General features: G+C 59.5%; 22 protein-coding genes. 5 read left to right on the forward strand and 17 right to left on the reverse strand.

Features of this window, described 5'->3' with window-relative positions:
* Window positions 1-78 precede the first annotated feature (78 nt).
* From PMI11_RS28400 to rpoD, 6 genes are all read right to left on the reverse strand, one after another.
* A complete protein-coding gene (locus PMI11_RS28400) occupies window positions 79-876 on the reverse strand; it encodes an APH(3') family aminoglycoside O-phosphotransferase (RefSeq protein WP_007824222.1) in 798 nt (265 codons plus the stop codon).
* Between the two features lie 47 nt (window positions 877-923).
* Window positions 924-1,085, reverse strand: a complete 162-nt coding sequence (locus PMI11_RS37805) for a hypothetical protein (protein ID WP_007824224.1) — start codon at window positions 1,083-1,085, stop codon at window positions 924-926.
* 105 nt (window positions 1,086-1,190) lie between these two features.
* Window positions 1,191-2,294: a DUF930 domain-containing protein gene (locus PMI11_RS28405; RefSeq protein WP_037072423.1), complete on the reverse strand. Its 1,104-nt coding sequence runs from the start codon at window positions 2,292-2,294 to the stop codon at window positions 1,191-1,193.
* A gap of 49 nt (window positions 2,295-2,343) precedes the next feature.
* Complete coding sequence (locus tag PMI11_RS36100) at window positions 2,344-3,177, reverse strand: DUF930 domain-containing protein (RefSeq protein WP_007824228.1); 834 nt, start codon at window positions 3,175-3,177, stop codon at window positions 2,344-2,346.
* 6 nt (window positions 3,178-3,183) lie between these two features.
* Window positions 3,184-3,477 (reverse strand): GYD domain-containing protein, encoded by a 294-nt coding sequence (locus PMI11_RS28415; RefSeq protein ID WP_007824230.1) that lies wholly within the window; start codon window positions 3,475-3,477, stop codon window positions 3,184-3,186.
* 237 nt (window positions 3,478-3,714) lie between these two features.
* Window positions 3,715-5,769, reverse strand: a complete 2,055-nt coding sequence (rpoD, locus tag PMI11_RS28420) for an RNA polymerase sigma factor RpoD (RefSeq protein WP_007824231.1) — start codon at window positions 5,767-5,769, stop codon at window positions 3,715-3,717.
* Between the two features lie 551 nt (window positions 5,770-6,320).
* On the opposite strand from rpoD, the gene PMI11_RS28425 reads away from it, so the two are divergent.
* Entirely contained in the window at window positions 6,321-6,797 is a 477-nt protein-coding gene (locus PMI11_RS28425; protein ID WP_081493313.1) for a L,D-transpeptidase family protein, read from the forward strand.
* A 41-nt stretch (window positions 6,798-6,838) separates the two neighbouring features.
* Here the strand turns inward: PMI11_RS28425 and tdh are convergent, their stop codons facing one another.
* From tdh to dnaG, 6 genes are all read right to left on the reverse strand, one after another.
* The gene (gene tdh / locus PMI11_RS28430; protein ID WP_007824242.1) at window positions 6,839-7,876 is read right to left on the reverse strand and encodes an L-threonine 3-dehydrogenase; all 1,038 of its coding nucleotides are present in this window, start codon (window positions 7,874-7,876) and stop codon (window positions 6,839-6,841) included.
* Between the two features lie 109 nt (window positions 7,877-7,985).
* Complete coding sequence (locus PMI11_RS28435) at window positions 7,986-9,173, reverse strand: glycine C-acetyltransferase (protein WP_007824244.1); 1,188 nt, start codon at window positions 9,171-9,173, stop codon at window positions 7,986-7,988.
* A gap of 67 nt (window positions 9,174-9,240) precedes the next feature.
* Window positions 9,241-9,969 carry a class I SAM-dependent methyltransferase gene (locus PMI11_RS28440; RefSeq protein ID WP_007824246.1) on the reverse strand — a complete coding sequence of 243 codons (729 nt, stop codon included), beginning with the start codon at window positions 9,967-9,969 and terminating at the stop codon, window positions 9,241-9,243.
* A 61-nt stretch (window positions 9,970-10,030) separates the two neighbouring features.
* A complete protein-coding gene (locus tag PMI11_RS28445; RefSeq protein WP_007824247.1) occupies window positions 10,031-10,492 on the reverse strand; it encodes a cupin domain-containing protein in 462 nt (153 codons plus the stop codon).
* A gap of 75 nt (window positions 10,493-10,567) precedes the next feature.
* Window positions 10,568-12,433, reverse strand: coding sequence for a DNA helicase RecQ (recQ, locus tag PMI11_RS28450; protein WP_007824248.1), 1,866 nt, complete (start codon window positions 12,431-12,433; stop codon window positions 10,568-10,570).
* Window positions 12,433-14,418: a DNA primase gene (gene dnaG / locus PMI11_RS28455; RefSeq protein ID WP_007824250.1), complete on the reverse strand. Its 1,986-nt coding sequence runs from the start codon at window positions 14,416-14,418 to the stop codon at window positions 12,433-12,435. The genes recQ and dnaG overlap by 1 nt, the downstream gene beginning before the upstream one ends.
* A 768-nt stretch (window positions 14,419-15,186) precedes the next feature.
* On the opposite strand from dnaG, the gene PMI11_RS28460 reads away from it, so the two are divergent.
* A complete protein-coding gene (locus PMI11_RS28460; RefSeq protein WP_007824252.1) occupies window positions 15,187-16,083 on the forward strand; it encodes a hypothetical protein in 897 nt (298 codons plus the stop codon).
* Here the strand turns inward: PMI11_RS28460 and PMI11_RS28465 are convergent.
* Complete coding sequence (locus tag PMI11_RS28465) at window positions 16,064-16,516, reverse strand: GatB/YqeY domain-containing protein (protein WP_007824258.1); 453 nt, start codon at window positions 16,514-16,516, stop codon at window positions 16,064-16,066. The genes PMI11_RS28460 and PMI11_RS28465 overlap by 20 nt on opposite strands.
* Before the next feature lie 367 nt (window positions 16,517-16,883).
* On the opposite strand from PMI11_RS28465, the gene carA reads away from it, so the two are divergent.
* Window positions 16,884-18,089, forward strand: coding sequence for a glutamine-hydrolyzing carbamoyl-phosphate synthase small subunit (carA, locus tag PMI11_RS28470; protein WP_037072428.1), 1,206 nt, complete (start codon window positions 16,884-16,886; stop codon window positions 18,087-18,089).
* A gap of 115 nt (window positions 18,090-18,204) precedes the next feature.
* Window positions 18,205-18,525: a hypothetical protein gene (locus tag PMI11_RS28475; RefSeq protein ID WP_007824261.1), complete on the forward strand. Its 321-nt coding sequence runs from the start codon at window positions 18,205-18,207 to the stop codon at window positions 18,523-18,525.
* Between the two features lie 16 nt (window positions 18,526-18,541).
* Here the strand turns inward: PMI11_RS28475 and PMI11_RS28480 are convergent, their stop codons facing one another.
* From PMI11_RS28480 to PMI11_RS28490, 3 genes are all read right to left on the reverse strand, one after another.
* Window positions 18,542-19,945, reverse strand: a complete 1,404-nt coding sequence (locus PMI11_RS28480; protein WP_007824263.1) for an MATE family efflux transporter — start codon at window positions 19,943-19,945, stop codon at window positions 18,542-18,544.
* 140 nt (window positions 19,946-20,085) lie between these two features.
* Complete coding sequence (locus PMI11_RS28485) at window positions 20,086-21,333, reverse strand: TCR/Tet family MFS transporter (protein WP_007824269.1); 1,248 nt, start codon at window positions 21,331-21,333, stop codon at window positions 20,086-20,088.
* 133 nt (window positions 21,334-21,466) lie between these two features.
* Window positions 21,467-22,372 (reverse strand): LysR family transcriptional regulator, encoded by a 906-nt coding sequence (locus PMI11_RS28490; protein WP_007824271.1) that lies wholly within the window; start codon window positions 22,370-22,372, stop codon window positions 21,467-21,469.
* 111 nt (window positions 22,373-22,483) lie between these two features.
* Here PMI11_RS28490 and PMI11_RS28495 point away from each other — a divergent pair, with 111 nt between their 5' ends.
* Entirely contained in the window at window positions 22,484-23,476 is a 993-nt protein-coding gene (locus tag PMI11_RS28495; RefSeq protein WP_007824273.1) for an aldo/keto reductase, read from the forward strand.
* A 52-nt stretch (window positions 23,477-23,528) separates the two neighbouring features.
* On the opposite strand, the gene PMI11_RS28500 is transcribed toward PMI11_RS28495, so the two are convergent.
* Window positions 23,529-24,461 (reverse strand): KPN_02809 family neutral zinc metallopeptidase, encoded by a 933-nt coding sequence (locus PMI11_RS28500; protein ID WP_007824275.1) that lies wholly within the window; start codon window positions 24,459-24,461, stop codon window positions 23,529-23,531.
* Window positions 24,462-24,532: the final 71 nt, after the last annotated feature.

Here is a 24,532-nt window from a genome sequence, read left to right on the forward strand (position 1 = left end):
TGTGCCAGCCGGCGACGAGCCTAGCAAGCCCAGAATGGGCAGCAGGTTTGCGTCCGGAATTGCGTCAAAACACGAGTTCTAAAAGAACTCGTCGAGGAGCTGGTAATAGTCCATCTTCACAGGATCGATGATCGACAGGCCATAGGCATTGAGAAACAGTCGCACGAATTCCTCACCAAAATTATAGCCGATGCTATGGCAGGCGAGCGCGACATCCTGATAGCGGTCGGCAACACCGAGGCGGCAGCAATCGATGTAACCGGCGAATCGATCGCCCGCCGCCATGAAATTCGGCAGGCATGCATCGCCATGCGTTATAACGAGATTTTCGCTTTCCGGCCGCAGCCGCTGTAATTCGCCGAAGAGGAAGAAGGCGCTCTTGCCGAGCCGTTCCTCGTCGAAATCCGTTTCGTCGACGACGCCGGCGCGCATGCGCGCTGCAGCAGCCGCGAGGCGCTTCTCCAGCCGATGATCGAACGGACATGCATTGATATCGAGGCTATGGAGCGCACTGAGCGCAGAGGCGAGGATCTCGATGCGCTCTTCAGGCAACAGCGTTGCGGCAGTGACGAGATCCACGCCCGGCAGCGCCGTCATCAGAAGAAAATTGCGCTCTCCGTCGCTCTCATGAGCGATCACTTCAGGGCAATCGAGGCCTTGGCTGCGAAGCCAGACAAGTCTCTCGGCTTCCTCGGCGAGCTCGCAAAACGGTCCGGCGTCTTCGATCTTCAAGTAAAGCCCAGGACGCCTTTCGCCTTCCAGACGAAAAACACAGGCCGAGGACCGCCCGAGAGCATCGCGCCGCCATTCATAGCCGCCGAGATGGTTCCGAAGCGAAACCGGAAGCCTGCCATCTTCCTGAAGCCGAACGACCATGATGATCCCTAGGGGAAAAGGCTCCTTCGGAAGCTTGGGTGGCGGCCTTAGTGAAAGGTTCCGACCGGCGCGCTTTCAGCGAGAATTTCGAAAGCTTCTTCCAGGGCAGCGACGAGAATATCGGTCAGCTCGTCTGCCTTGTTTTCCAGAAACAACAGGCTGACAGCTTCTTCCTGGCGCTCAAAGAAGTGCTCGATCTCGTTCGACATATCATGTGTCCCTTCGCTACCGTACCATAACGGCTATGGGGAAACGATAGAGATGGTTCCTTGCGTGTGGCTTGTTCCAGGACGAAACACGATCAAAGATGACGACTAGTCACGAATATCGTATTTTTCGTACTGGCTGCGAGGGATCAGCCCGCCTACCTCGTGGGCGAACGAAACGACCTTCGTCGCATCGGTATCCACCTCACAACGGAAACGAACATGATACCAGCCTTTGGCTGTGCCAAAGGCTGCATCGTCAATATCGAGCAGGTTTCCTGCACGCAACCCGTATTGGGGCAATGCGTAGGGCCGATAACTCGGAGAACCGTAAGTAAGCTGCGCTCGAAGCTCATTGGCGCAAAGAACGGCCACTCTCTTGTTTCGTGGAAGACCATCAACTGCAGCCTGCGCAATAGAGTTGCCGTCCTCCGTGGACGAAAACAGCGTCTTGGCATTCGTCAGGTCATTGTTCTTTGCCACCTCTTTGGGCGTCTCAGGAGCTTTCTGCTCCGGCGGCTTGACCTGTTCAATACCCGTTACTGCTTTATCAGACATATCCGCTGGAGATCCGTTCGGCTCCGGAGAAGCGTTAGCCACTGTCACCTCGGGAAGCTTTACATCATCCGGAACAGGCTTCGATGGAGGCGTCTCGGTCTTAGGTTTTACCGCAACTGCCTCTGAAGGCATTTGCTCCGGCGCAACAACGTGCGACGGAGGCATTGTTGCCGGCTTTGCTTCACCTTCGGACGAATTGCCCGTCAACGTTTTTTTGGGGCCGCTGTTCTTGTCGCCAAACTCCATAACGTTCAGCATGGGCGGCATAGGTGGCGGCTTCGCTTGCTTCGCCATTTCTGCAGCCGGCGGAGGCGGCGGCGGTGGTGGAGGCGGCGGCGGTGGTGGAGGTGGCTCAGCCTTCGCCTGCTCCTTGGGCTTCTCTTCCTCTTTCGGCTTCTCCTCGGGCCTCTTCTCCTCCGGCGGCGGGACGAGCTCGACCTTGACGCTCTCATCCTCAGCGGGTTGCGCCTGGATCTTCGGGAGGCCGAATATGAGGAGCGCGACGATGGGCACATGCACCAGCACGGACGCGATAACACCCCAGCGAGCGCGAGGCTCCTGGTGTTCCGTCTCGTGATCGGCATCTGCCGGTTCGACTTCTTCTTCTGTCACAGCAGCGATGTGGCCTTTAAAACCGGCAGCATCAAGCCACAAATGGAAAAAACCTTGTGATGATGCCCCCATCGCGGCCACCACTCCAGGTTCACTGATCGTCCTCACTATCCTCGGCGACAAGATTGTGTTCCTGCCATAGATCCTTCGGAATGGCATCGCCGATCGCATAGGCGAAGGCGGTGACGGTTTTTCCTGCGGGGTCGACCTCGCAATGAAAGCGGATGTTGAACCAGTTGCGCTTGCTGCGAAAAGCACCGCCCTCGACTTCGACGCTGTTGCCGCTGATCTTTTCCGGCTTCATGGCATAGGGCGCGACGAGGTCAGGCTTCGAACCCGGCCTGGACCGGTTGATCTGCTCCAGCGCTTCGAGATTGCAGAGCTGCAGATTGCGCTCCCCGCCCGACAATGTGGCGAGCATCTTGCGCGCCTGTCGGCTGCGCGGGCTGGCAAGCGTCTTTGCCGAAAACAGTTCGTTTGCCTGAGTCAATTGCGGCGGTCCCGGTATCACCGGCTTCGGCACTGCAGACAGTGCGGGATGGAGCTCCTTCGACGCAGTCTGCGACTGTACCGATGCCTCCTCCGCCGCAGCGTTGGCGTCACGTCTGTCTTGCAACGGCTGGACAGCAGGCGGTGGCGATGGTGCGGCAGTCGGCGGCGGCGTGACAACTTCCACGTCGACACTATCTTCCGGCGGCGCATGAATCGGCTGCACATCAGGCAGAAAAGCCAGCAGGATCACGATGATGGCAAGATGCAGGAAGAGCGATACCGGCAATGCCGGATCAAACTTTCCTCTCTGCAACAGGCCGCATGTTCCATCGGCAAGGCAAATCCATGCTCTGGGTTCAAGGCGCAGCGACACTGCCAGCGCCGCGGAGCAACCGCAACGCAGCACCTGGCTCGTCACCAGTTTATCAGCCATTCTGCTCTATGAGAGCGACCCGATGATGTCGCGATAATGCACTTCCGAAAATGCCTTCAGGGTTTTCGTGCGCACATTGCCGGCCATGGCGAGCGTCAGCGTGAAACGCGCCATCACGCGATCATCAGGCGCCTCGCAGATCGCCGCCATGTCGTACTCGCCCATGGTGAGATAAAACTTGTCGAAGGAACCGCCCATGCTGCCAAGCATGTTCCTTGCTGCATCCAACCGCTTGGCAGAGTCCTTCACGCTCCGGATGCCCTGATCGGTCCAGTTTATCAGCAGAATGTAGGTGGTCATGCTGCACCTCCCGGCGGAGGTTACGGTCACGCGGCGCATGATACCGCTCGCACGCCGCGACCGCTCTCTTCCCCCGCGGCCGGAATTATAAGCCCGTCACCAGACAGGGACAAGCAATGCAGGAACCATCAATCGGGTTAGCCATGCCCCCACGGGCTAATCCGCCCGCACTCGCAGGCAAAGAAAAACCCGGCCAGCGAAGCTTACCGGGTTCTGATTTCAATCGTCGTCCACGCCTTAGCTGTCGAGGAACGAACGCAGCTTTCTGGAGCGGCTCGGATGCTTGAGCTTGCGCAGCGCCTTCGCTTCGATCTGACGGATACGTTCGCGGGTGACCGAGAACTGCTGGCCGACTTCTTCGAGCGTGTGGTCGGTGTTCATGCCGATGCCGAAGCGCATGCGCAGCACACGCTCTTCACGCGGCGTCAGCGATGCCAGAACGCGGGTCGTCGTCTCGCGCAGGTTCGCCTGGATGGCAGCGTCGATCGGCAGCAGCGCATTCTTGTCCTCGATGAAATCGCCGAGGTGTGAATCTTCTTCGTCGCCCACGGGGGTTTCGAGCGAGATCGGCTCCTTGGCGATCTTCAGGACCTTGCGGACCTTTTCGAGCGGCATGGCGAGCTTTTCGGCCAGTTCTTCCGGCGTCGGCTCGCGGCCGATTTCATGCAGCATCTGGCGCGAGGTACGAACGATCTTGTTGATCGTTTCGATCATGTGCACCGGAATACGGATCGTGCGGGCCTGGTCGGCGATCGAACGGGTGATCGCCTGACGAATCCACCATGTCGCATAGGTCGAGAACTTGTAGCCGCGGCGGTATTCGAACTTGTCGACCGCCTTCATCAGGCCGATATTGCCTTCCTGAATGAGGTCGAGGAACTGCAGGCCGCGGTTCGTGTACTTCTTGGCGATGGAGATGACGAGACGAAGGTTCGCTTCGACCATTTCCTTCTTGGCGATGCGCGCTTCGCGCTCGCCCTTCTGCACCATGTGCACGATGCGGCGGAATTCCGAAATCGAGATGCCGGTTTCCGTCGCGAGATTCTGGATTTCCTGACGGATATCGCGGATCGTCGTGTTTTCGCTCTTGGCGAATTCCTTCCAGCCGCGGGCAGCCAGATTGCCGATCGACTTCATCCAGTTCGGATCGAGCTCCGCACCCTGATATTGTTCCAGGAAGCTATCGCGCTTGACGCCGTAGGATTCAGCCAGACGCAGCAGGCGGCCTTCGTTGGAAACGAGGCGCTTGTTGATGTCATAGAGCTGCTCGACCAGCGCATCGATGCGGTTCTGGTTGAGCGACAGCGACTTCACGGCCTTGATCAGTTCGTCCTTGAGCTCCTTGTAGCGGCGCTCCTGGGCGGAAGACAGCGTGCCGGTGGCGGCAAGGCGCTGCTCGACCTGCTGGTCCTGCAGTTTGCGCAGCTTCTTGTAGGTCTCGGCAATGATGTCGAGCGTTTCCATGACCTGCGGGCGCAGCTCGGCTTCCATCGCGGCGAGAGAGAGGTTGGATTCGTCCTCGTCCTCTTCTTCCTCTTCCGGAGGCAGGCCTTCGCCGCCGACATCGGTAATGTCGTCGTCGCCGGAGCGGGCGCGGCGGGTCTTTTCCTTTTCTTCGGCAGCCTTGCGGTCGGCCTCGATCTTCTCGGGGCTCTGAAACTGCGGGGCAGCCTTGGCTTCCGGACCGGAATAGGTCGTTTCGAGATCGATGATCTCGCGCAGCAGCGTCGTGCCTTCGTTCAGTTCGTCGCGCCAGATGATAATCGCCTGGAAGGTCAGCGGGCTCTCACAGAGGCCCGCGATCATCGTCTCGCGGCCGGCCTCGATGCGCTTTGCGATGGCGATTTCGCCTTCGCGCGACAGAAGCTCGACCGAACCCATTTCGCGCAGATACATGCGCACCGGGTCGTCGGTACGGTCGGTCGGTTCTTTCTTCTTCGCGGTCGCAAGTGCGGTACCGCTGGAAGGTGCGAGTTCACCGCCCTCGCTCTCGTCATTGTCGGAGCTATCGTCGTCGTCGCTGCTCGAAGCGCCGGCTTCTTCGGCCTCTTCGTCCTCGATGACGTTGATGCCCATATCCGACAGCATCGACATCGTGTCTTCGATCTGTTCGGACGTCACTTCTTCGGAAGGCAGGACGGCGTTGAGCTCGTCCATCGTCACATAGCCGCGCTTCTTGGCGGCCTTGATCATCTTCTTGACCGCGTCATCGGAAAGATCGAGAAGAGGGCCGTCGCTTGCGCCGTCGCGTTCGACTTCCGCTTCTTCGTTCTCTTTGACCTTCGTTGCCATTTATATCGTCGCCTTCCTGACGCTATTCATACTCGCTGCGGTGAATGGCCCTGTCGTGGCCTGGCACGTGCGCGCCAGCCTCGAATCACCTATACCCACCTAACGGGATGACATTTAAAGCCTGATTAACCACGATTGCCGGCATCGGACAGCAAAACTTCATTGCCATTGGATTTCCGGCCATGGTTGTGCGATCCGCCTTGACCCAGTTCACCGCTCAAGTGGAACGGTGATTCCCACAAAATTTGTTCTCGTCAAGCTTTTCCAGAAAAAAAGCCACCGAAAACCCGGAAAAAGCCTTATCCACAGGCTTTGAACCGCGCCAGCGATTGCGAAGCTTATCTAGTATGTCACCGGGAAAAGACAAGGGCTTTCGGTCAAACATCGGAATAACCGCATATCGTTACAGGCGTATGCCATAGATTCCTCGCAAATTGCCAACAGAAGTTGCAAAAACAAGCAGTACACGATTATGGAGAATCTCGGTGACAAGGAACATCTTGATCCTTCTGGCCGCCATCACCGTCGGCGTTCTCGCTTACACGAAAGTGATGGCGAAGATCGGCTCGGGTTCGCCGCCTGCGGATGCGCCTCCAGAGCAACAGGCCGACCTCATTCGCGTTCATAAATCCGAACGCCGTATGATTCTCCTTAGAGAGGGCATTCCCTTTTTGACATATCAGATTTCTCTTGGAAGCGCTGCCGACGAGGGGCCGAAACAACGGGAAGGCGACGAGAAAACGCCCGAGGGGCGCTACGAAATCGACTGGCGAAATCCCAGATCTATGGCGCATCTCAGTCTGCATATTTCCTACCCAAGCCCCGCCGATCGGCAGAATGCCGAAGTGAAGGGCTACCCTCCTGGTGGTGACATCATGATCCATGGACTCCCCAATGGCTGGGGTTTTGTTCAGAGCATGCACCTGCTCTGGGACTGGACGGATGGGTGCATTGCCGTCACCGACCAGGAGATGCGCGATATCTGGGCACGCGTCCCCGATCATACGCCTATAGAGATTGCGCCCTAAGTTGCCGCCTTACCGCGACAGGCCGTAATATGTGCCTCTCCTCACATCCAGTCCATCACGACCTTGCCGGAATTGCCCGAGCGCATCGCCTCGAAGCCGTCGCGGAAATCGTCGATCTTGATGCGGTGCGTGATGAGCGGCGAAAGATCGAGGCCGCCTTGGACGAAGGCGATCATCTTGTACCAGGTCTCGAACATCTCGCGGCCATAGATGCCCTTGAGGTTCAGCATCTTGAAGATCACCTTGTTCCAGTCGATCTCGAAACCGGCTGGCGCAATGCCGAGAATGGCGATCTTGCCACCATTGTTCATCTTGTCGATCATGTCGCGGAATGCGGGCGCCGCACCTGACATTTCAAGTCCGACATCGAAGCCTTCGGTCATACCGATCGATTTCATCACATCCGCGAGGTTTTCCTTCGAAGCATCCACGACGTGATCGATGCCGAGCTTGCGGGCAAGATCGAGCCGGTTCGGATTGATGTCGGTGATGACGACTTTGCGCGCACCGGAACGCTTGGCAACGAGCGCGCCCATAATGCCGATCGGCCCCGCACCCGTCACGAGCACGTCTTCGCCGACGAGATCGAAGGAAAGTGCGGTATGGACGGCATTGCCGAACGGATCGAAGATCGCCGCGATCTCATCGGGAATATCATCCGGGATCGGCACGACATTGGCTTCCGGAATGCAGACGAATTCGCCGAAGGAACCCGGCCGGTTGACACCGACGCCGAGCGTATTGCGGCAGAGGTGCCCCCTGCCCGCGCGGCAGTTGCGGCATTTGCCGCAGACGATATGGCCCTCGCCTGAAACACGTTCGCCGACATGATACTTGGTGACGGCAGAGCCGATCTCGGCAATCTCGCCGCAGAATTCATGGCCGACGACCATCGGCACGGGAATAGTCTTCTGCGCCCACTGGTCCCAGTTCCAGATATGCACATCCGTGCCGCAGATCGCCGATTTCTTCACGCGGATCAGCACGTCATTGGCGCCGACTTCCGGCACCGGCACATTCTCCATCCAGAGACCCACTTCCGGCTTCGCCTTGACCAGTGCTTTCATCATGTTGGACATCGTTTTTCCCTTTGGCTTTCGCCGGAGCTCACCTCCCCTTCTCCCCAGTGGGGAGAAGGTGCCCGTCAGGGCGGATGAGGGGGCCACACGGCACACCGTCAACTGCTCTTCAAATCACTCCGAGTTCGCGGCCCGCTTCGGCAAAGACGGCAATCGCCCGCTCCACATCAGCCTTCGAATGCGCCGCCGACATCTGCGTGCGGATACGCGCCTGCCCTTTCGGCACGACCGGGAAGGAGAAGCCGATCACATAGACGCCCTTTTTCAGCATCAGCGCCGCCATATCCTGCGCGAGTTTCGCATCGCCCAGCATGACCGGGATGATCGCATGACCCTCGCCCGCCAGTGTGAAGCCGAGTTTGGTCATTTCGGAGCGGAAGAGCGATGCATTGGCCGTCAGCCGCTCACGCAGCGCATCGCCATTTTCGATGAGATCGAAGACCTTCAGCGAGGCGGCGGCAATGACCGGCGCCAGCGTGTTCGAGAAGAGATAGGGGCGCGAGCGCTGCCGCAACCACTCGACGATCTCGGCCTTAGCCGAGGTATAGCCGCCGGACGCGCCGCCGAGCGCCTTGCCGAGCGTGCCGGTGATGATATCGACCCTGCCTTCGACGCCGCAATATTCCGGCGAGCCGCGGCCATGCTTGCCGACGAAGCCGACGGCATGGCTGTCATCGACCATGACCATTGCGCCATATTTTTCCGCAAGATCACAGACGCCCTGGAGATTGGCGATGATACCGTCCATGGAGAAGACGCCATCGGTGGCGATCATCTTGAAGCGGCTGCCTTCGGCCTTCTTCAGCTCCCCTTCCAGCGCCGCCATGTCATTGTTGGCGTAGCGGAAGCGCTTGGCCTTGGAGAGGCGCACGCCATCGATGATCGATGCATGGTTCAGCGCATCGGAAATGATCGCATCCTCTTCGGACAGCAGCGTCTCGAACAGGCCGCCATTGGCATCGAAGCAGGAGGAATAGAGGATCGTATCTTCCATGCCAAGGAAGGAGGAGATACGGGCTTCGAGCTGCTTGTGCTCTTCCTGCGTGCCGCAGATGAAACGCACCGAGGCCATGCCGTAGCCGTACCGGTCGAGCGCTTTCTTACCGGCGTCCGCCAGTTCCTCGTTATCGGCAAGGCCAAGATAGTTGTTGGCGCAGAAATTCAGCACGCGTTCACCGGAGGCAACGGCGATTTCGCCGGCTTGCTTCGACGTGATGACGCGCTCGGATTTATAGAGGCCGGCATCCTTGAGCGCAGCCAGTTCGCCGCGCAGGTGCGAGAGGAAATTCGAGGTCATTGAGGGCCCTTCTCTTGATGTTTCCCGTCTGAGCGTCGGTTAGCATATTGCCGCTGGCTTGTCTTGCTCAACGCTCGACCGTGACAAGCAGAAACATCGGCCGGTCGAGCTCTTCGGCCCATTCGGGATGATCTGTCAGATCCTGTTCGCTCGGCGCCCATTCCTCGACATGGCGAATGGTAAAACCAGCTGATATCAGCGTATTGATCGTCGTTCCCAGACGACGGTGCTGCTTGACGACACCCTTCGCCAGCCAGTCCGTCGTGCGGCTTCCCTCGACTGCATAGCTGTCGAGCGGCCATATGCGCTGCCCATCGGCATCAGTGCTCCAGCCGGCATTGCACGGCGCCATGAAGATCGGATGCTCGATCGTAAAAACGAAACGCGAACCGGGAACGAGCGCCCGATAAACTGTGGTGACAAGCCGCTCGAAATTTTTGACATAGTGAAAAGCGAGCGAACTATGCGCGAAATCGAATGAAGCTTCCGGCAGTTCCAGCTCTTCGAGATCGCCGATCCCATAGGTGATCGCCTCATCATGCGTATCCGCCCTCGCGCGGCCGATCATGTTCTCGGATATGTCGAGGCCGAGGACGTTTACAGCACCCACCGAGCGAGCATAGCGCGCAAACCAGCCGAAACCACAGCCGAGATCGACAACGCGTTTCCCTCTGAGATCCGGCAACTGGGCTTTAACCGCCGGCCATTCGGCGGCGCCCTCCAACCCTTCGATCGAGCGGCGCATGGTGCTGTATCCGGCGAAGAACTCCGCCGTATCATAGATATTCTGGCTCATGATAATCCTCCGGATGGCACTTATAGGATACCGTCCATCATGATCTCAAGGATCGGGCATCTTAGGGATCAGGACCGTCGCCGATCTCCACGAGGCCGAACCTATGCTGGATCGGCAAGATCGCTTCCGGTGTCGCCGCACCAGCCCGTTCGAGCTCCACGAAGAAATGCTCGAACCCGCCCGGCGTGACGAAGCCCATCATCCGGCCCATGCCATCGCTGACATTGCGCCAATGATGCGGAACATTCGGCGGCAGCACGACGACGGAGCCGACCGGCGCCTCGATCATCTCGTTGCCGCACCAGAAGCGGTAATCTCCTTCGATGACGCGAAAGACCTCCGTCTCGCGGGTGTGCATATGCCGTGACGGACCGGTGCCGGGCGCCGAGAAAGTTTCCCATATGCCATAAGCGCCGCCCGTTTCCTCCGCCGTTGCATGGATGAAGACCTGCCCGCCATGTGGATGCCTGGCAATCCGCTCGCGCCCGGGCAATGATGCGACCGCTCTGTTGAAATGCGCCATTGAAGCTCCCCCAAACTCTGAAACAACGCTAGCAGAGATCTGTACAGATTGCAGCGGAAGGCACGTGCAACCGGACTATTCGTCGTGGGAGAGAATGATATCGAGGAAGGCGTCGCCGTAGCGCTCGAGCTTCGACTGGCCGACACCGGAAATGCCAAGCAACTCCTTGCGGCTGCGCGGCCGCTCGGTGGCAAACGCGATCAGCGTCGTATCCGGGAAGACGACATAGGGCGGCACGCCGAGTGACTTGGCTATCGACATCCGCTCGGCCCTCAGCGCTTCGAAGAGCGTACCGTCAGCACCCGAAAGCCCGGTTCTGCGCTCCGCCCGCTCAGTCTTCTTCGCCCTGCGCTCGGAAGGCGCGCGATCCTTGCGGAAGAAGACCTCGCGCTCACGCTTGAAGACGGCGCGCGCCTCCGGCTCGAGTTTCAGCGCGCCGAAAGCCTCGTGATCGACGCGGATCAGCCCCATCGCCATCAGCTGGCGATAGACCGATTGCCAGGTACGAACAGCAATATCCTTGCCTGCGCCGAAAACAGGCATATCGACATGGCGAAAGCGTTCCGTCTTCTCGTTGACGTTGCCCATCAGCACATCGATGACATGGCCGGCGCCGAAACGCTCACCGGTGCGGTAGATCGCAGCCAGCGCCTTGATCGCCGCTTCCGTCCCGTCCCAGGTCTCGACCGGCTTCAGGCAGGTATCGCAGCCGCCACATTTGCCGCCATGCGCTTCGCCGAAATGCGCCAGGATCGCCTGTCGTCGGCAGGATGCGGTCTCGCAGATCGCCAGCAGCGCATTCAGCTTGCCGCGTTCGATGCGCTTGATCTCGTCGGCCGCATTGCCCTCATCGATCATCCGCCGGCGCTGGATCACATCGGCCATACCATAGGCCATCCACACCTCGGACGGCAGGCCGTCGCGCCCGGCGCGGCCCGTCTCCTGATAATAGGCCTCGACCGAACCCGGCAAATCGAGATGGGCGACATAACGCACGTTCGGCTTGTCGATGCCCATGCCGAAGGCAACGGTCGCGACGAGGCAAAGCTCTTCTTCCTTCAGAAAAGCATCCTGGTTGGCGTCACGCAGCGCCCGGTCCATGCCGGCATGATAGGCTAGCGCCCGGATACCCTGGGTGTTCAGCCAGTCCGCGGTTTCCTCCACCTTGGCCCGCGACAGGCAATAGACGATGCCGCTATTGCCCTTGTGGCCGGAAAGGAAACGCAGGAGCTGCTGGCGCGGCTGGTCCCGCTCGACGATCTCATAGGAAATGTTCGGCCGGTCGAAGCTGGTGGTGAAGACTTCGGCCTTGTCGAGCATCAGCCGCTCGATAATGTCCTCCCGCGTATGCGGATCGGCCGTCGCCGTCAGCGCAATGCGCGGCACACCGGGATATTGTTCCGCAAGCTTGCCGAGTTCGCGATATTCCGGCCGGAAATCGTGGCCCCATTGCGAGACGCAATGGGCTTCATCGATCGCAAACAGCGCGATCTTCGCATTGCCGATCAGCTCGCGGAAACCATCCATCAGGATGCGCTCAGGCGTGACATAAAGCAGGTCAAGATCACCGGAGGAAATGCCGCGGCGGATCGCAACATATTCTTCGCGTGAGATGGATGAATTGAGCGCTGCGGCCCGAATGCCGAGCTGTTTCATCGCCTCTACCTGATCGCGCATCAGCGCAATCAGCGGCGAAACGACAATACCGAGACCCTGGCGGCAAAGCGCCGGGATCTGGAAGCAGAGCGACTTCCCGGCACCGGTCGGGAACAGCACGACGGCATCGCCACCGGCAACGACATGCTCCACGATTTCCTGCTGCCTGCCGCGAAAAGCGGAATAGCCGTAAACGCGCTTCAGCACATCCAGTGGCTGGGCTGCGCCTGCAAACAGGGCGTCGGATGCGGAGAATGAAGGTTCGTTGCGTTCCGTCTGCACCATCAGTGGCTCGCAGCGCCCTTGACGCGGCCAGAGAGTACACCGAAGCCATCGATGATGGCTTCCTGGTTTTCAAGCCGCAACGCCTCGTATTGCACTTCCTGCGAGGCGCGCATCAGCCGGTCGATCTCAGAATCGTCGCCCGCCTCCGTTGCTTGAGCGATATCGCGCTCCAGTTCGATCTTCTGCCAGCGCAGATCCTTGGCCCGCTTGTGGAAGGCGAGCGCCTGGCGATACCCCTCGCGGGCATCCTCCATCGCTGCCTGTTCGGTGGCCGTCCAGAGCCTGGCATTACGCACCTGCTGGTCGAGGTTCTTCAGGAGCGAACCGAAGCCCGCGACATCGAGGCATTCCATCAGATAATCACGCGTCAGATGCGGCCCGGCAACAACAGCCGCCGCCCCCAGCATCGCCGACCAGAGCTTCTGCAGGTCGCGATTGTCATAGTCGATCGCTGCAATCTCATCGTAGTCGTCGAGCATCAGCGAGGGGTGATTGATGACGGTCAGCGCCAGCACACATTCTCTCAGCGCCGTATTGTCCTGATGGCCGCGCACGAGACCCGAACGGGTCAGGCGATCCGATGCGGCAACGGGGGTTCGAGGCCCTGCGGGAGCGCCACCCTTCTGGCCGCGGAAATTGCCACCACCGGTGCTGCCGCCGAAATTGCGTCGCTCGCCGCCGCGATTCTGGAACTGCGGCTGGAAGAAGCTGTTCAACTTATCGCGCATATCCTGCTGGTAATGGCGGCGCACATTCTCGTCGGCAATCACGGCAACGAGCTGTCTCAGTCGCGCTTCCAGCTCGGCGCGCGCCTCCGGTGTATCGAACTTGCCGCTGCGTGCTTCGCGATCCCAGAGCATTTCCGAGAGCGGCTTGGCCTGCGCCATGACCTTGTCGAAGGGCGCCCTCCCCTCGTGCTTGACGAGATCATCGGGGTCCTTGCCGTCAGGCAATAGAGCGAAACGCACGCTCCGCCCCGGCTTCAGATTCGGCAGTGCCAGATCGGCTGCGCGGTTGGCGGCACGAATGCCGGCACCGTCTCCATCGAAGCAGAGCACGGGCTGCGACGTCATCTTCCAGAGCAGATCGAGCTGGTTTTCGGTCAGCGCCGTACCGAGCGGTGCCACGGCATTCTCGATACCAGCCTGATGCAGCGCAATGACATCCATATAGCCTTCGACGGCAATGATGGTGCCTTCGCCATTTGCACCCTGCATCGCGCGGCGCGCCCGGGCGAAATTGTAGAGCACGTTGCCCTTATGGAAGAGTTCGGTCTCGTTGGAATTGAGATATTTCGCCGGCGCATCCGGTGACATGGCGCGTCCGCCGAAAGCAATGACCTTCTCACGCGACGATAGGATCGGGAACATGATGCGGTCGCGGAACCGGTCGTAGGAAACAGGCACATTCTCGTGCACCACAAGCCCGCAGGCCTCAATCTGCTCCTTGCTGACACCCTTGCCGGCCAAAAATTCCTTAAGCCCATTGCGGCTGTCGGGTGCAAAACCGAGCCGGAAGGTCTCGATGGTACGCCCGGTCAACCCGCGGTCGCGCAGATAGGCGCGTGCCCTCGCGCCATTCGCCGTCTGCAACTGGTCCTGAAAGAACTGGGTCGCCATTTCCATCACGTCGAGAAGCGAGGTGCGCTCCTTCTCGCGTTTTTCCATCTGCGGATCGGCGACCGGCATCGGCACGCCGGCCATATCGGCAATCGTCTGCACCGCCTCGGGAAAGCTCAGGCCTTCGAGCTCGGTCAGGAAGCGGAAATGATCTCCGGTCACGCCGCAGCCGAAGCAATGGTAACGGCCCTTGCGATCCTCGCAATGGAAGCTCGGCGACTTCTCGCCATGGAACGGGCAGCAGGCCCAATAGTCGCCGCGCGACACGTTGGTCTTGCGCTTGTCCCAGCTCACGCGCCGCGCAATCACGTTCGAAATGGGAACGCGGTCGCGGATATCGTCCAGGAAGGTGGGGGAAAAGCGCATCTCTACCTCTTGCAGAACATCCATATAAGCAGCTTTACCGCGCCGCGCCACGAAACTTCTGCCGTAAATCCCGCTTTTCACAGGGCGCAGGACATTGTCACAAACGTCCGCCAATGCCACTCAACAACGTGTTATCGGCCCCTGACCGGGGGTGCGACATTTTTGACATTTTCCAAGTTCCGAGAGGCCGGTGATGTCCATTCCGCGGAAAGCCCGTCCAGAGAAAGAAAATGCAAAAACAATCAGTTAAAAGAGATCCGAGCGGATTTCCCAGGCTTTTTCGGAGTGCGTGGCCGAACTCCATATTCACATCCCGAAAGGCCGAATCCGGGATTATTATATTTTTGTAATTTGAATAAGCCGGGGGCTGGCCATAAGTTCGATCTCAACAAAGCGATCCCCAAGCGAGGCACCATCCCTACCCCCGGCGCCGCCTCGCAAGGGTGCCTTTGCAAATACCCGCCGGCTTGGGTTTCGACCCTGCGTCGCTGACGGAAGCAAAGAGCAAGAAGGCAGGAGCGCCCCCAGCTCCTGCCTTCTTAATTTTTGGAGCAACTTCAGCAAAAGTGTGCAGCGGTTTTGCGTCCGGAATTGCGTAAAAACAAATAGTCTTGAGCATTTCCGCTTTCGGAGAAAACCGGAAATGCTCAAGACTATGCGCCGCCGCTTTTATTGAGCTTTACCTTACCAATTAACCCCTAAAATACAAAAGCATTGACACTTCCAATAGGCGTGGCAAATGAATGCGCGAAACTCCTGGACAGCGCTATGGCCTACACCGCAGAAAATCTTGCAGCCAACGATAATTTTCTTGCTGCAATTCTTCATTGTGCCAATGAAATGCTCGCGATTTATCGCGAAAGCCCGCGTATTGCATCGATATTCGCCGCTCAGCAGCGCTGGCTGATGGCGCATACCGGCTTTGCTCTCTATTACGGCTATCCTGGTGATGAGAGGCGCGGCCTCTATTCCGGCCGTTTCATCGATTTCGTCATCCAGAACAAGATCGCCAGCCGCAACACGGCAGCTGCCTTCGTGCAGGAAATGCTGGTCTACCGGTTTCTGCGTCCCATTCCGGGCGATGACAAACGTACCCGCTTCCTTGAGCCGACAGAAACGGCGGAGCATCATTTTACCAAATGGCTGGTCGCCCATCTGATGATTCTGGATAGCCTCGATGGCGGCCACCGCGCGGAAAATCTGATGGCCGATCCAACATTGATCGCCCGCCTGCAACCGCTGATCGCCAAGAAGATCATCGAAACCGAAGCAGTGCGCGATCCGGGCGCCACCTTCAATCTCTTTAACTGGGCCAATTCCGGCGGCCTCGTGATGGATTATCTGATTTCGCGCCTGCCGGGCTTTCCGCGTTCTGCCGATCGCGTCATCGTCGGCCCGTTATCACTGCGCGAGATTCGCGATCAGTTCATGATTTCCAATACCCACCTGAAACGCCTGCTCGCGCAGGCCGCCGATATGGGAAGCGTGGGATGGACCGAACCGCCGAGAAAGGGCGATTTCTGGCTCTCCCGCGGCTTCGTGCTCGAATATTGGAACTATCAGGCGGCGAAATTCGCCATCATCGATTCAGCCGCCGAAGCCGTGCTTGGGCCTGCGGTCGAAGAACAACCGCAGGCAAGGCGCCTTATTTCAAGAGCTCTTTGACCGTGCCGGAAGCCTTGGCAAAGTCCATCTGGCCGGCATAGCGCTCTTTCAGGGCAGCCATGATCTTGCCCATGTCCTTCGGGCCTTCTGCGCCGACTTCCTTGATAATGGCGGCGATATTGGCACGCACCTGATCGTCGGAAAGCTGCTTCGGCATGAAGTCCTGGATAACGACAATTTCCGCGCGCTCCTTGGCTGCAAGCTCGGGACGGGCGTTCTCTTCGTAGATCTTCGCCGACTCATCGCGCTGCTTCACCATCTTGGCGAGGATCTGCAGCACTTCGTCGTCGCCCGCCTCTTCCTTGCCGACGCCGCGATTGGCGATGTCGCGATCCTTGATCGCGGCCTGGATGAGGCGGATGGTGCCGAGACGGTCCATCTGCTTCGCCTTCATGGCTTCCTTGAGCTGGGTGGCGAGTTGATCGCGCAGCATATCTTTACTCCTTCTGAAGCACCGGACCGAAAAGTATGAAGGGGCTTTTCAGATAAGCCGATGCTTGAACAAAAACTTGAAGCAGCGAATCCGTTTCCCGGCCCGCCGCTCTGGAATGGCGCTTTCATAAACCACGCTGATGTGTGGGATCAAATAAATTGCGAGAATCCCGGCAATATCGGCAGGAAAAGTGCCGCAATCTGCAGTACAAAGATTGACCTAGGCAGAGAGCGTGGCTATCTACCGCCACCTGCACCAAAATCGTGATCAGGCGTCAAACGCGGCCAAAGCCGCGCGCCTGCACCTGCGAGATCAAATGGCCGGCTCGCGTTTTCAGAACGCCAAGCCCGCCGGAAACGGGATGAAGATGACCGCGACAGCACCCTGGACAACCGAAAAGCCCACCGCCCTGCTCGTTCTTGCCGACGGCACCGTCATCGAGGGCAAGGGCATCGGCGCAACCGGCAAGGTTCAGGCGGAAGCCGTCTTCAACACGGCGCTGACTGGCTATGAGGAAATCCTCACCGACCCCTCCTACCTCGGCCAGATCGTCACCTTCACGTTCCCCCATATCGGCAATATCGGCACCAACGAAGAAGATATCGAAGACCTGACGCCTGCTGCCCGCCACGGCGCGGTCGGCGTGATCTTCAAAGCCGACATCACCGAGCCCTCGAACTATCGCGCCGCCAAGCATCTCGACGCCTGGCTGAAGACTCGCGGCATCATCGGCCTCTGCGGCATAGACACCCGCGCACTGACGGCCTGGATCCGCGAAAACGGCTCGCCCAACGCCGTCATCGCCCACGATCCCCAGGGCAATTTCGACATCGACGCACTGAAGGCGGAAGCCAAGGCGTGGAGCGGCCTCGAAGGCCTCGACCTTGCCAAGATCGCCTCGTCCGGCCAGTCCTCGCAGTGGTCGCAGACACCCTGGGTCTGGAACGAAGGCTACGGCGAACTCAGCGCCTCCGACAGCAAGTACCATGTCGTCTGCCTGGATTACGGCGTGAAGCGCAATATCCTGCGCCTCTTCGCCGGTCTCGACTGCAAGGTCACGGTCATGCCGGCAACGGCGAGTGCGCAGGATGTGCTCGCCCTTCAGCCGGACGGCATCTTCCTGTCGAACGGCCCGGGCGACCCGGCCGCTACAGGCGAATATGCCGTGCCAGTCATCAAGGAACTGATCGGCACCGATATCCCGGTCTTCGGCATCTGCCTCGGCCACCAGATGCTCGGCCTCGCACTCGGCGCCAAGACCGAGAAGATGCATCAGGGCCACCACGGCGCAAACCATCCGGTCAAGGATCACACGACCGGCAAGGTCGAGATCGTCTCCATGAACCACGGCTTCGCAGTCGACACGAAGTCGCTGCCCGAAGGCGTTGAAGAGACTCACGTATCGCTGTTCGACGGTACGAATTGCGGCCTGCGCGTTCTCGGCAAGTCGGTCTTTTCCGTCCAGCACCACCCGGAAGCCTCTCCCGGCCCGCAGGACAGCCACTACCTCTTCCGCCGCTTTGTTAACATGGTGCGCGAGAAGAAGGGCGAAGCGGCACTCGCCGAACGCTGATACCGGATCAAGGCTCGCCCAGGCGGGCCTTTATTTCTTGCCGGCATATTGACCTCAACTTAACTTGAGGAATTACAGAACTGCCTGCAACACATCAGATGCAGGAGAAGATTGGATGAGCGGAGCTTTCTACAGGATAGACAAATTCGTCGTACCAGCTGCGGCGCGCGAGGAATTTCTCGTCAACGTGATGATGACCCATAAGGTGCTGGAGGCACAGGACGGCTTCATCAATCATACGGTGCTGGAACAGGTTGCCGGTCCCGGCGAATTCAATTTCGTGACGGTTGCCGAATGGGAAAGCGCCGATGTCGTCGAACGCGTGCGGGCAGTCGTTGCCGCAGCCCACAAGGCCGCCAACTTCGACCCGCAGGAAATGTTTGCGCGTCTTGGCATCCGCGCAGATATCGCCAGCTACAAGCCCGTGGCCGCCTGATACCAGGACGGCCGGCTCAGGCGCCGGCCGCAGCCCCTTCCCGACGAACGAGAATGTAGAAACGCGTGCAGAGCATGGCGGCCGCGGCCGCAAGCCCGACAAGAAAGCCTAACCAGATGCCGACACCGCCGAAACCGAGCGGGAAGGCGAAGGCCCACGCAAGGAAGAAGCCGATCGGCCAGTAGGCAATCAGCGCCATCACCATTGGCACGCGCGCATCCTTCAGCCCACGGAGCAGCCCGCTGGCAATTGCCTGCAGGCCATCGACGAACTGGAAGAGACCAGCAATGACGATCAGCGGGCCGGCATAGGCCAGCACCTCCGGCGCCTCCGGCAGACTGACATCAAGGAACAGCCGCGCCAGAACCTGCGGTATGGCCGCAAAGATGATGCTGCCGATGATGGACGCGGCAGCGGCAATGATGAGCACCGTGATAGCCGCCCGCACCAGCACGGCATGATTGCCCTGCCCGTGCGCGACGCCAACACGAACGGTTGCCGCCTGACCGAGGCCGAGCGGGATCATGAAGGCCATCGAGGCCCATTGCAGGGCGATACCATGCGCGGCAAGTTCGATCGTGCCGATATGGCCCATCAGCAGCGAGGCCGCCGTGAACAGGCTGACCTCGGCAAGAATGGTGATGCTGATCGGCAAGCCCAGGCGGATGACCTCAAAGAAGGCATGCCAGTCCGGCTTCCAGAAACGCACGAAAATCTCATAGCGCCGCGTCTCCTCCCTGCCCTGTACGTAGGAGAGGATGAAGAGGAAACCGGCCGCCTGCACCGCAACGGACACGATTGCGGCCCCTTCCAGGCCCATGACCGGAAAGCCGAAATGGCCGAGCACGAGGATGTAGGCGCCGATCGCATTCAGCACCAGCATGGCGATGGTGACCTGGAGAATGACGCCGGCCTTGCCGATGGCGCTGACAAGCCCGCGCATGACATTATAGAGCAGACCCGGCAGCACACCGAACTGACCGATGATGATATAGCCGTGGGCAAGCTTCGCCACATCAGGCTTCTGTCCGAAGTATCGCAGGATCGTCTCGGAATTGTAGAAGGCCGGCTGCATCAGCAGCCAGTAGCAGATGACGACCCAGATACCCATGCGCAGCGACCGGCGCACGCTCACGACATCGCCGCGGCCATAGGCCTGGGCCACCATCGGGATAACGGCAATCGCAAACCCAGAACCGAAAATCAGGATCGTGAACAGGAACTGCGCGGAAAGCACCATGGCGGCAAGATGCTCGGCTCCAAGCTGACCGACGATCATCACATCGGTCATGCCGATGCCGAATTGCGCGAGCTGGGCGCCGATCAGGGGCACGCCGAGCATCAGCGTGGCGCGAAAATGCGCAGACCAGCGGTTGTCGTTTGCAGGCGCAACGGCGCGCACATCGATCGGCGTGTCCATGACACTATTCCTGAGATTGAATCGTTAAGGGCCGCAGCGCGGCAAAATATCACGTCGGCTTAGAGCAAAGCGGCGCAAAGAACTACCCCAAAACAAGCAGATGCTGAAAAATTCATCACAGCTTCACTGTTTTTGATGGATCACTCCGCCGCGTTGAAGGCTTGTGCCGGTGCTTTCGATGTCGTCACCCGCGTCAGGAATACAACCGCAGCAAGGAGGATGAAAAAAGCGGCCAGCAGATAAGGCGCGCCGGCAAAGGTGATCGGCGCATTCGGCTTGGTGAAATAGCCGAACATCTGTGTGAAGATCAGCGGGCCGATGATTGTCGTGATACTGCCGATGCTGGTGAGCGCGCCCTGCAGCTCGCCCTGTGCGGATGGCGGCACTTTGCCGGCGGCAATGCTGCGCAGCGGCGGATCGGCAACATTCTCCATGACCGTCAGTACGATCACGGTATAGACGACCCAGCCCTCCCAGGCGAAAGCATAACCTGTGAGAGCGGCCATCGAGAAACACAGGCCGAGCAGCGCCGTCTTCCATTCACCGAGAACAGGCACAACACGCGGCAGAACGAGTCCCATGACCGCAGCGGCGCCGATCCCATAGAGGCCGAGGGACAGGCCGATCTGCCCTTCGCTCCAGCCATAGCGGAAGGTCGAGACGAAGGGCCAGACCGAGGGATAGACGGCGTGGGCGAGGAAAAACAGAAACATCACGAGGCAAACCCAGCCGATCCCGGGATAGTGCCGCATCTGCCGCAAAGCGCCGAGCGGGTTTGCGCGTTTCCATTCGAAGGTACGGCGGTTCTTCGCCTCGAGCGTTTCCGGCAGCAGGAAACAGGCGGCAACAAAATTGATGAAGGAAAGCGCGGCCGCACCATAGAACGGCACGCGCGGCCCGAACTCGCCGAGGAAGCCGCCGATGACGGGACCGACCGTGAAACCGACACCGAAGGCGATACCGATCAGGCCGAAATTCTTGGCGCGGTTCTCTTCATTGCTGATGTCGGCAATGTAAGCCGAGCAGGTGGCGAAACTGCCGCCGCTGATACCGGCAAGCACTCTGCCGACGAAAAGCATCCAGTAACTGGTGGCGATAGCGCAGATGAAATTATCGAACGCGAAGGTCAGCACCGAGAGCAGCAGGATCGGACGGCGCCCGAAACGGTCGCTCAAGTTTCCAAGCAGCGGCGCAAACAGGAATTGCATCAGCGAGTAGATCAGCATCAGCCAGCCGCCATCGACAGCCGCATCGCTGACCGTACCGCCCGTCAACTGCTCAAGATAAACGGGCAGGACCGGCATGATGATGGCAATGCCGATAACGTCCAGAAAGAGAATGATGAAGACCAGGAAAAGGCCGCGGCGAACGAATTTCGGATCAAGCATAAGACATCTCTACAGCTGATATTTTCTGGAAAGACGATCTCGTCGCCGGATATATGACATAGCCGATTGGAATGACCGAAACAATACGTGAACATTTCAATGTTTTTGATGGAGAGGCCGCCAAAACAGCGGTTCACACGCTCTTTCGCTGCTCCATCCGTACAAAATCGACAAAAGCCCGCAATGGCGCGGGCATGTGGTGGCGGCTCGGATAATAGAGAAACGGGCCGGAAAACTCGCTGTCCCATTCCTCAAGGATCGGCACCAGCCTGCCCTCCGCAATGCCCGACGCAAGCAGTTCTTCAAAGGTACGGATGACGCCGAGACCGGCAAGTGCGGCCTCGATCTCCATTTCCACAGCATTGGCGATGATGGGACCGGATGGCGTAATCACGAGCGCTTCGTCACCCCTTTCGAATTCCCAGGCAAGCGAAGCGCCGCTGATGAAGCGATGGCGGATACAGCTATGCTCCAGCAGATCCCGCGGATGCTGCGGCGTGCCCCGCTTTGCCAGATAGGAAGGAGCTGCTACCGTTACATAGCGCTGCCGGCGCGGCCCGATCGGCACGGCGATCATGTCGCGCTCCAGCCTCTCGTCATAGCGAACACCGGCATCGAAACCGGCGGCCAGCACGTCGATGAAATTATCGTCGGCAATGATCTCCAGCGTGATCTGCGGGTAAAGCGCCAGAAACCGTGCGACGAGATCGGCCATGAAAAGCTTCACGACGATACCAGGCACGTTGAGCCTGAGCGTGCCTGCCGGACTGTCTCGAAAATTGTCGAGCTGACCGAGCGCGGCCGCCACTTCCGCAAGCGCCGGCGAAAGCCTCTCGAGCAATCGCTGTCCCGCCGCCGTCGGCGTGACGGAGCGCGTCGTCCGATTGAGAAGCCTAACACCGAGCCGCTCTTCGAGGCGCCGCAGGGAATCACTCAGCGACGACGCAGAAACCTCGCGCTTGCGGGCTGCGGAACGGAAGCTGCGCTCTCTTGCAATTGCGGCAAAGGCATCCAGATCACTGAGGGGAAGGTCGTCCATTGTGCATTTTCCCGTACGGCCTGTTCGAGACTATCCGGATTATCGCACAAATTCGGCCGCGGTAAAACGGCATCCGAAGACGCCGTCGGGGCGTTGCTGAAGGAGAAGAAAATGCAGACCTATCGCTTGGGAAAAACCGGTCCAGAAGTCTCGACTATCGGCCTCGGCTGCATGGGCATGTCGGGCATGTACGGCCCGTCTGATCGCGCTGAAAGCATTGCGACCATCCACGCAGCACTCGATGCCGGCGTCAACCTGCTCGACACAGGCGACTTCTATGGCATGGGCCATAATGAAATGCTGATCGGTGAGGCGCTCAAGGGCCGCAAGCGCGAAGACGCCATCATCAGCGTCAAGTTCGGCGCCTTGCGCGATCCCTCAAGCGGCTGGAATGGCTACGACGCCCGTCCGATCGCCGTGAAGAACTTCCTTGCCTATACGCTGCAGCGCCTCGGCGTCGACTATATCGATATCTACCGCCCTGCCCGCCTCGATCCCAACGTGCCGATCGAGGAGACGGTCGGTGCGATCTCTGATCTCATCAAGGCGGGTTACGTCCGCCATGTCGGCCTCTCCGAAGTCGGCGCCGATACGATCCGCCGGGCCGCTGCCGTCGCACCGATTGCCGACCTGCAGATCGAATATTCGCTGATCTCCCGTGGCATCGAGGATGAAATCCTGCCCGCGACCCGCGAGCTCGGCATCTCCATCACTGCTTACGGTGTGCTGTCGCGCGGCCTCATCAGTGGCCACTGGCAGAAGGGGCAGCATGGAACAGGCGATTTCCGCGCCGTCAGCCCCCGCTTTCAGGAAGGCAATATCGACGAGAACCTTGCTTTGGTGGAAGAACTCAGAAAGATCGCCACCCTCAAGGGCGCCTCGGTCGCGCAGGTCGCGATCGCCTGGGTGGCGGCGCAGGGCAAGGATATCGTGCCGCTGGTCGGCGCCCGCCGCCGCGACCGGCTGACGGAAGCGCTCGGTTCCCGCGCGGTGGAACTCACCGCAGACGATCTCTCCGCCATCGAACGCGCCGTGCCGAAGGGAGCCGCCAAGGGCGCCCGTTATCCGGAAGCCCAGCTCAAGCACATGGACAGCGAAAAATAAGCTGCCCGGCCTACCGGCACCCTGCCTTCGGGCTGGGTGCCGGATATCCTGATCAGATCGGGTTGGAGAATGTATCGCAGGCCGAAAGCTGCCCGCTGTCGAAACCACGCTTGAACCAGCGCATGCGCTGCGCCGACGTACCGTGGTTGAAACTCTCAGGCACGACATAGCCTTGCGAACGCTTCTGCAGCGTATCGTCGCCGATCTGCTGGGCGGCATTCAACGCCTCCTCCAGATCGCCGGCGTCGAGGATACCCTTCTGCTGCGTATACTTGCCCCAGATGCCGGCGAAGCAATCCGCCTGCAGTTCAACCCGGACCGACATCTTGTTGGCATCGGCCTCGCTCATGCTCTGGCGCGCCTGATTGAACTTCGGCAGGATTCCGAGCAGGTTCTGCACATGATGGCCCACCTCATGGGCGACCACATAGGCTTCGGCGAAATCGCCGGATGCGCCGAACTGATCGGAAAGCTGTTGGAAGAAGGCCGTGTCGAGATAGACCTTGTGATCACCGGGGCAATAGAACGGTCCGGTCGCAGCGGATGCAAATCCACAGGCCGACTGCGTCTGTCCGGAGAAGAGAACGAGGCGCGGTTCCTCATAATCCTTGCCCTGCGACTGGAAGATGCCGTGCCAGGTATCTTCGGTTTCGGCGAGAACAGTGCGCACGAAGGCGGTCATCTCGTCATTGGCAGGAGCCTGCGTGGAGGATTCGCTCTGCGAATAGCCAGAACCACCTGTCGAGCCGCCGCCGCCATCCATCACCTGCATCAGGTCGATGCCCATCGCCTTGAAGATCAGGTAGATGACGACGAGAAAGATGATCGTGCCAATGCTGAGCCCGCCGCCACGACGGCCAACGCCGCCGCCTGACGGAAAGCTGAAGCCGCCACCGCGGCCGAAGGGATTGCGTCCCATGCCACCGGATGGATCGCTACGGCGATCCTCGATATTGTCGGACTGACGCCGGCCTTTCCATTCCATGTTCGATCTCCCCGGCGATGCGCCCATGCATGCTCTCAGGAGTCAGTTATATATCCGCCGCGAGGACGAAT

The organism is Rhizobium sp. CF142 (assembly GCF_000281145.1).
Lineage (GTDB): Bacteria > Pseudomonadota > Alphaproteobacteria > Rhizobiales > Rhizobiaceae > Rhizobium.

Excerpts from the sequence above, each read along its gene's own strand:
- PMI11_RS28400 (WP_007824222.1), bottom strand. The coding sequence starts at position 876 with ATGGTCGTTCGGCTTCAGGAAGATGGCAGGCTTCCGGTTTCGCTTCGG.
- PMI11_RS37805 (WP_007824224.1), bottom strand. The coding sequence starts at position 1,085 with ATGTCGAACGAGATCGAGCACTTCTTTGAGCGCCAGGAAGAAGCTGTC.
- PMI11_RS36100 (WP_007824228.1), bottom strand. The coding sequence starts at position 3,177 with ATGGCTGATAAACTGGTGACGAGCCAGGTGCTGCGTTGCGGTTGCTCC.
- PMI11_RS28415 (WP_007824230.1), bottom strand. The coding sequence starts at position 3,477 with ATGACCACCTACATTCTGCTGATAAACTGGACCGATCAGGGCATCCGG.
- rpoD (WP_007824231.1), bottom strand. The coding sequence starts at position 5,769 with ATGGCAACGAAGGTCAAAGAGAACGAAGAAGCGGAAGTCGAACGCGAC.
- PMI11_RS28425 (WP_081493313.1), top strand. The coding sequence starts at position 6,321 with ATGGCGAAGATCGGCTCGGGTTCGCCGCCTGCGGATGCGCCTCCAGAG.
- tdh (WP_007824242.1), bottom strand. The coding sequence starts at position 7,876 with ATGTCCAACATGATGAAAGCACTGGTCAAGGCGAAGCCGGAAGTGGGT.
- PMI11_RS28435 (WP_007824244.1), bottom strand. The coding sequence starts at position 9,173 with ATGACCTCGAATTTCCTCTCGCACCTGCGCGGCGAACTGGCTGCGCTC.
- PMI11_RS28440 (WP_007824246.1), bottom strand. The coding sequence starts at position 9,969 with ATGAGCCAGAATATCTATGATACGGCGGAGTTCTTCGCCGGATACAGC.
- PMI11_RS28445 (WP_007824247.1), bottom strand. The coding sequence starts at position 10,492 with ATGGCGCATTTCAACAGAGCGGTCGCATCATTGCCCGGGCGCGAGCGG.
- recQ (WP_007824248.1), bottom strand. The coding sequence starts at position 12,433 with ATGGTGCAGACGGAACGCAACGAACCTTCATTCTCCGCATCCGACGCC.
- dnaG (WP_007824250.1), bottom strand. The coding sequence starts at position 14,418 with ATGCGCTTTTCCCCCACCTTCCTGGACGATATCCGCGACCGCGTTCCC.
- PMI11_RS28460 (WP_007824252.1), top strand. The coding sequence starts at position 15,187 with ATGGCCTACACCGCAGAAAATCTTGCAGCCAACGATAATTTTCTTGCT.
- PMI11_RS28465 (WP_007824258.1), bottom strand. The coding sequence starts at position 16,516 with ATGCTGCGCGATCAACTCGCCACCCAGCTCAAGGAAGCCATGAAGGCG.
- carA (WP_037072428.1), top strand. The coding sequence starts at position 16,884 with ATGACCGCGACAGCACCCTGGACAACCGAAAAGCCCACCGCCCTGCTC.
- PMI11_RS28475 (WP_007824261.1), top strand. The coding sequence starts at position 18,205 with ATGAGCGGAGCTTTCTACAGGATAGACAAATTCGTCGTACCAGCTGCG.
- PMI11_RS28480 (WP_007824263.1), bottom strand. The coding sequence starts at position 19,945 with ATGGACACGCCGATCGATGTGCGCGCCGTTGCGCCTGCAAACGACAAC.
- PMI11_RS28485 (WP_007824269.1), bottom strand. The coding sequence starts at position 21,333 with ATGCTTGATCCGAAATTCGTTCGCCGCGGCCTTTTCCTGGTCTTCATC.
- PMI11_RS28490 (WP_007824271.1), bottom strand. The coding sequence starts at position 22,372 with ATGGACGACCTTCCCCTCAGTGATCTGGATGCCTTTGCCGCAATTGCA.
- PMI11_RS28495 (WP_007824273.1), top strand. The coding sequence starts at position 22,484 with ATGCAGACCTATCGCTTGGGAAAAACCGGTCCAGAAGTCTCGACTATC.
- PMI11_RS28500 (WP_007824275.1), bottom strand. The coding sequence starts at position 24,461 with ATGGAATGGAAAGGCCGGCGTCAGTCCGACAATATCGAGGATCGCCGT.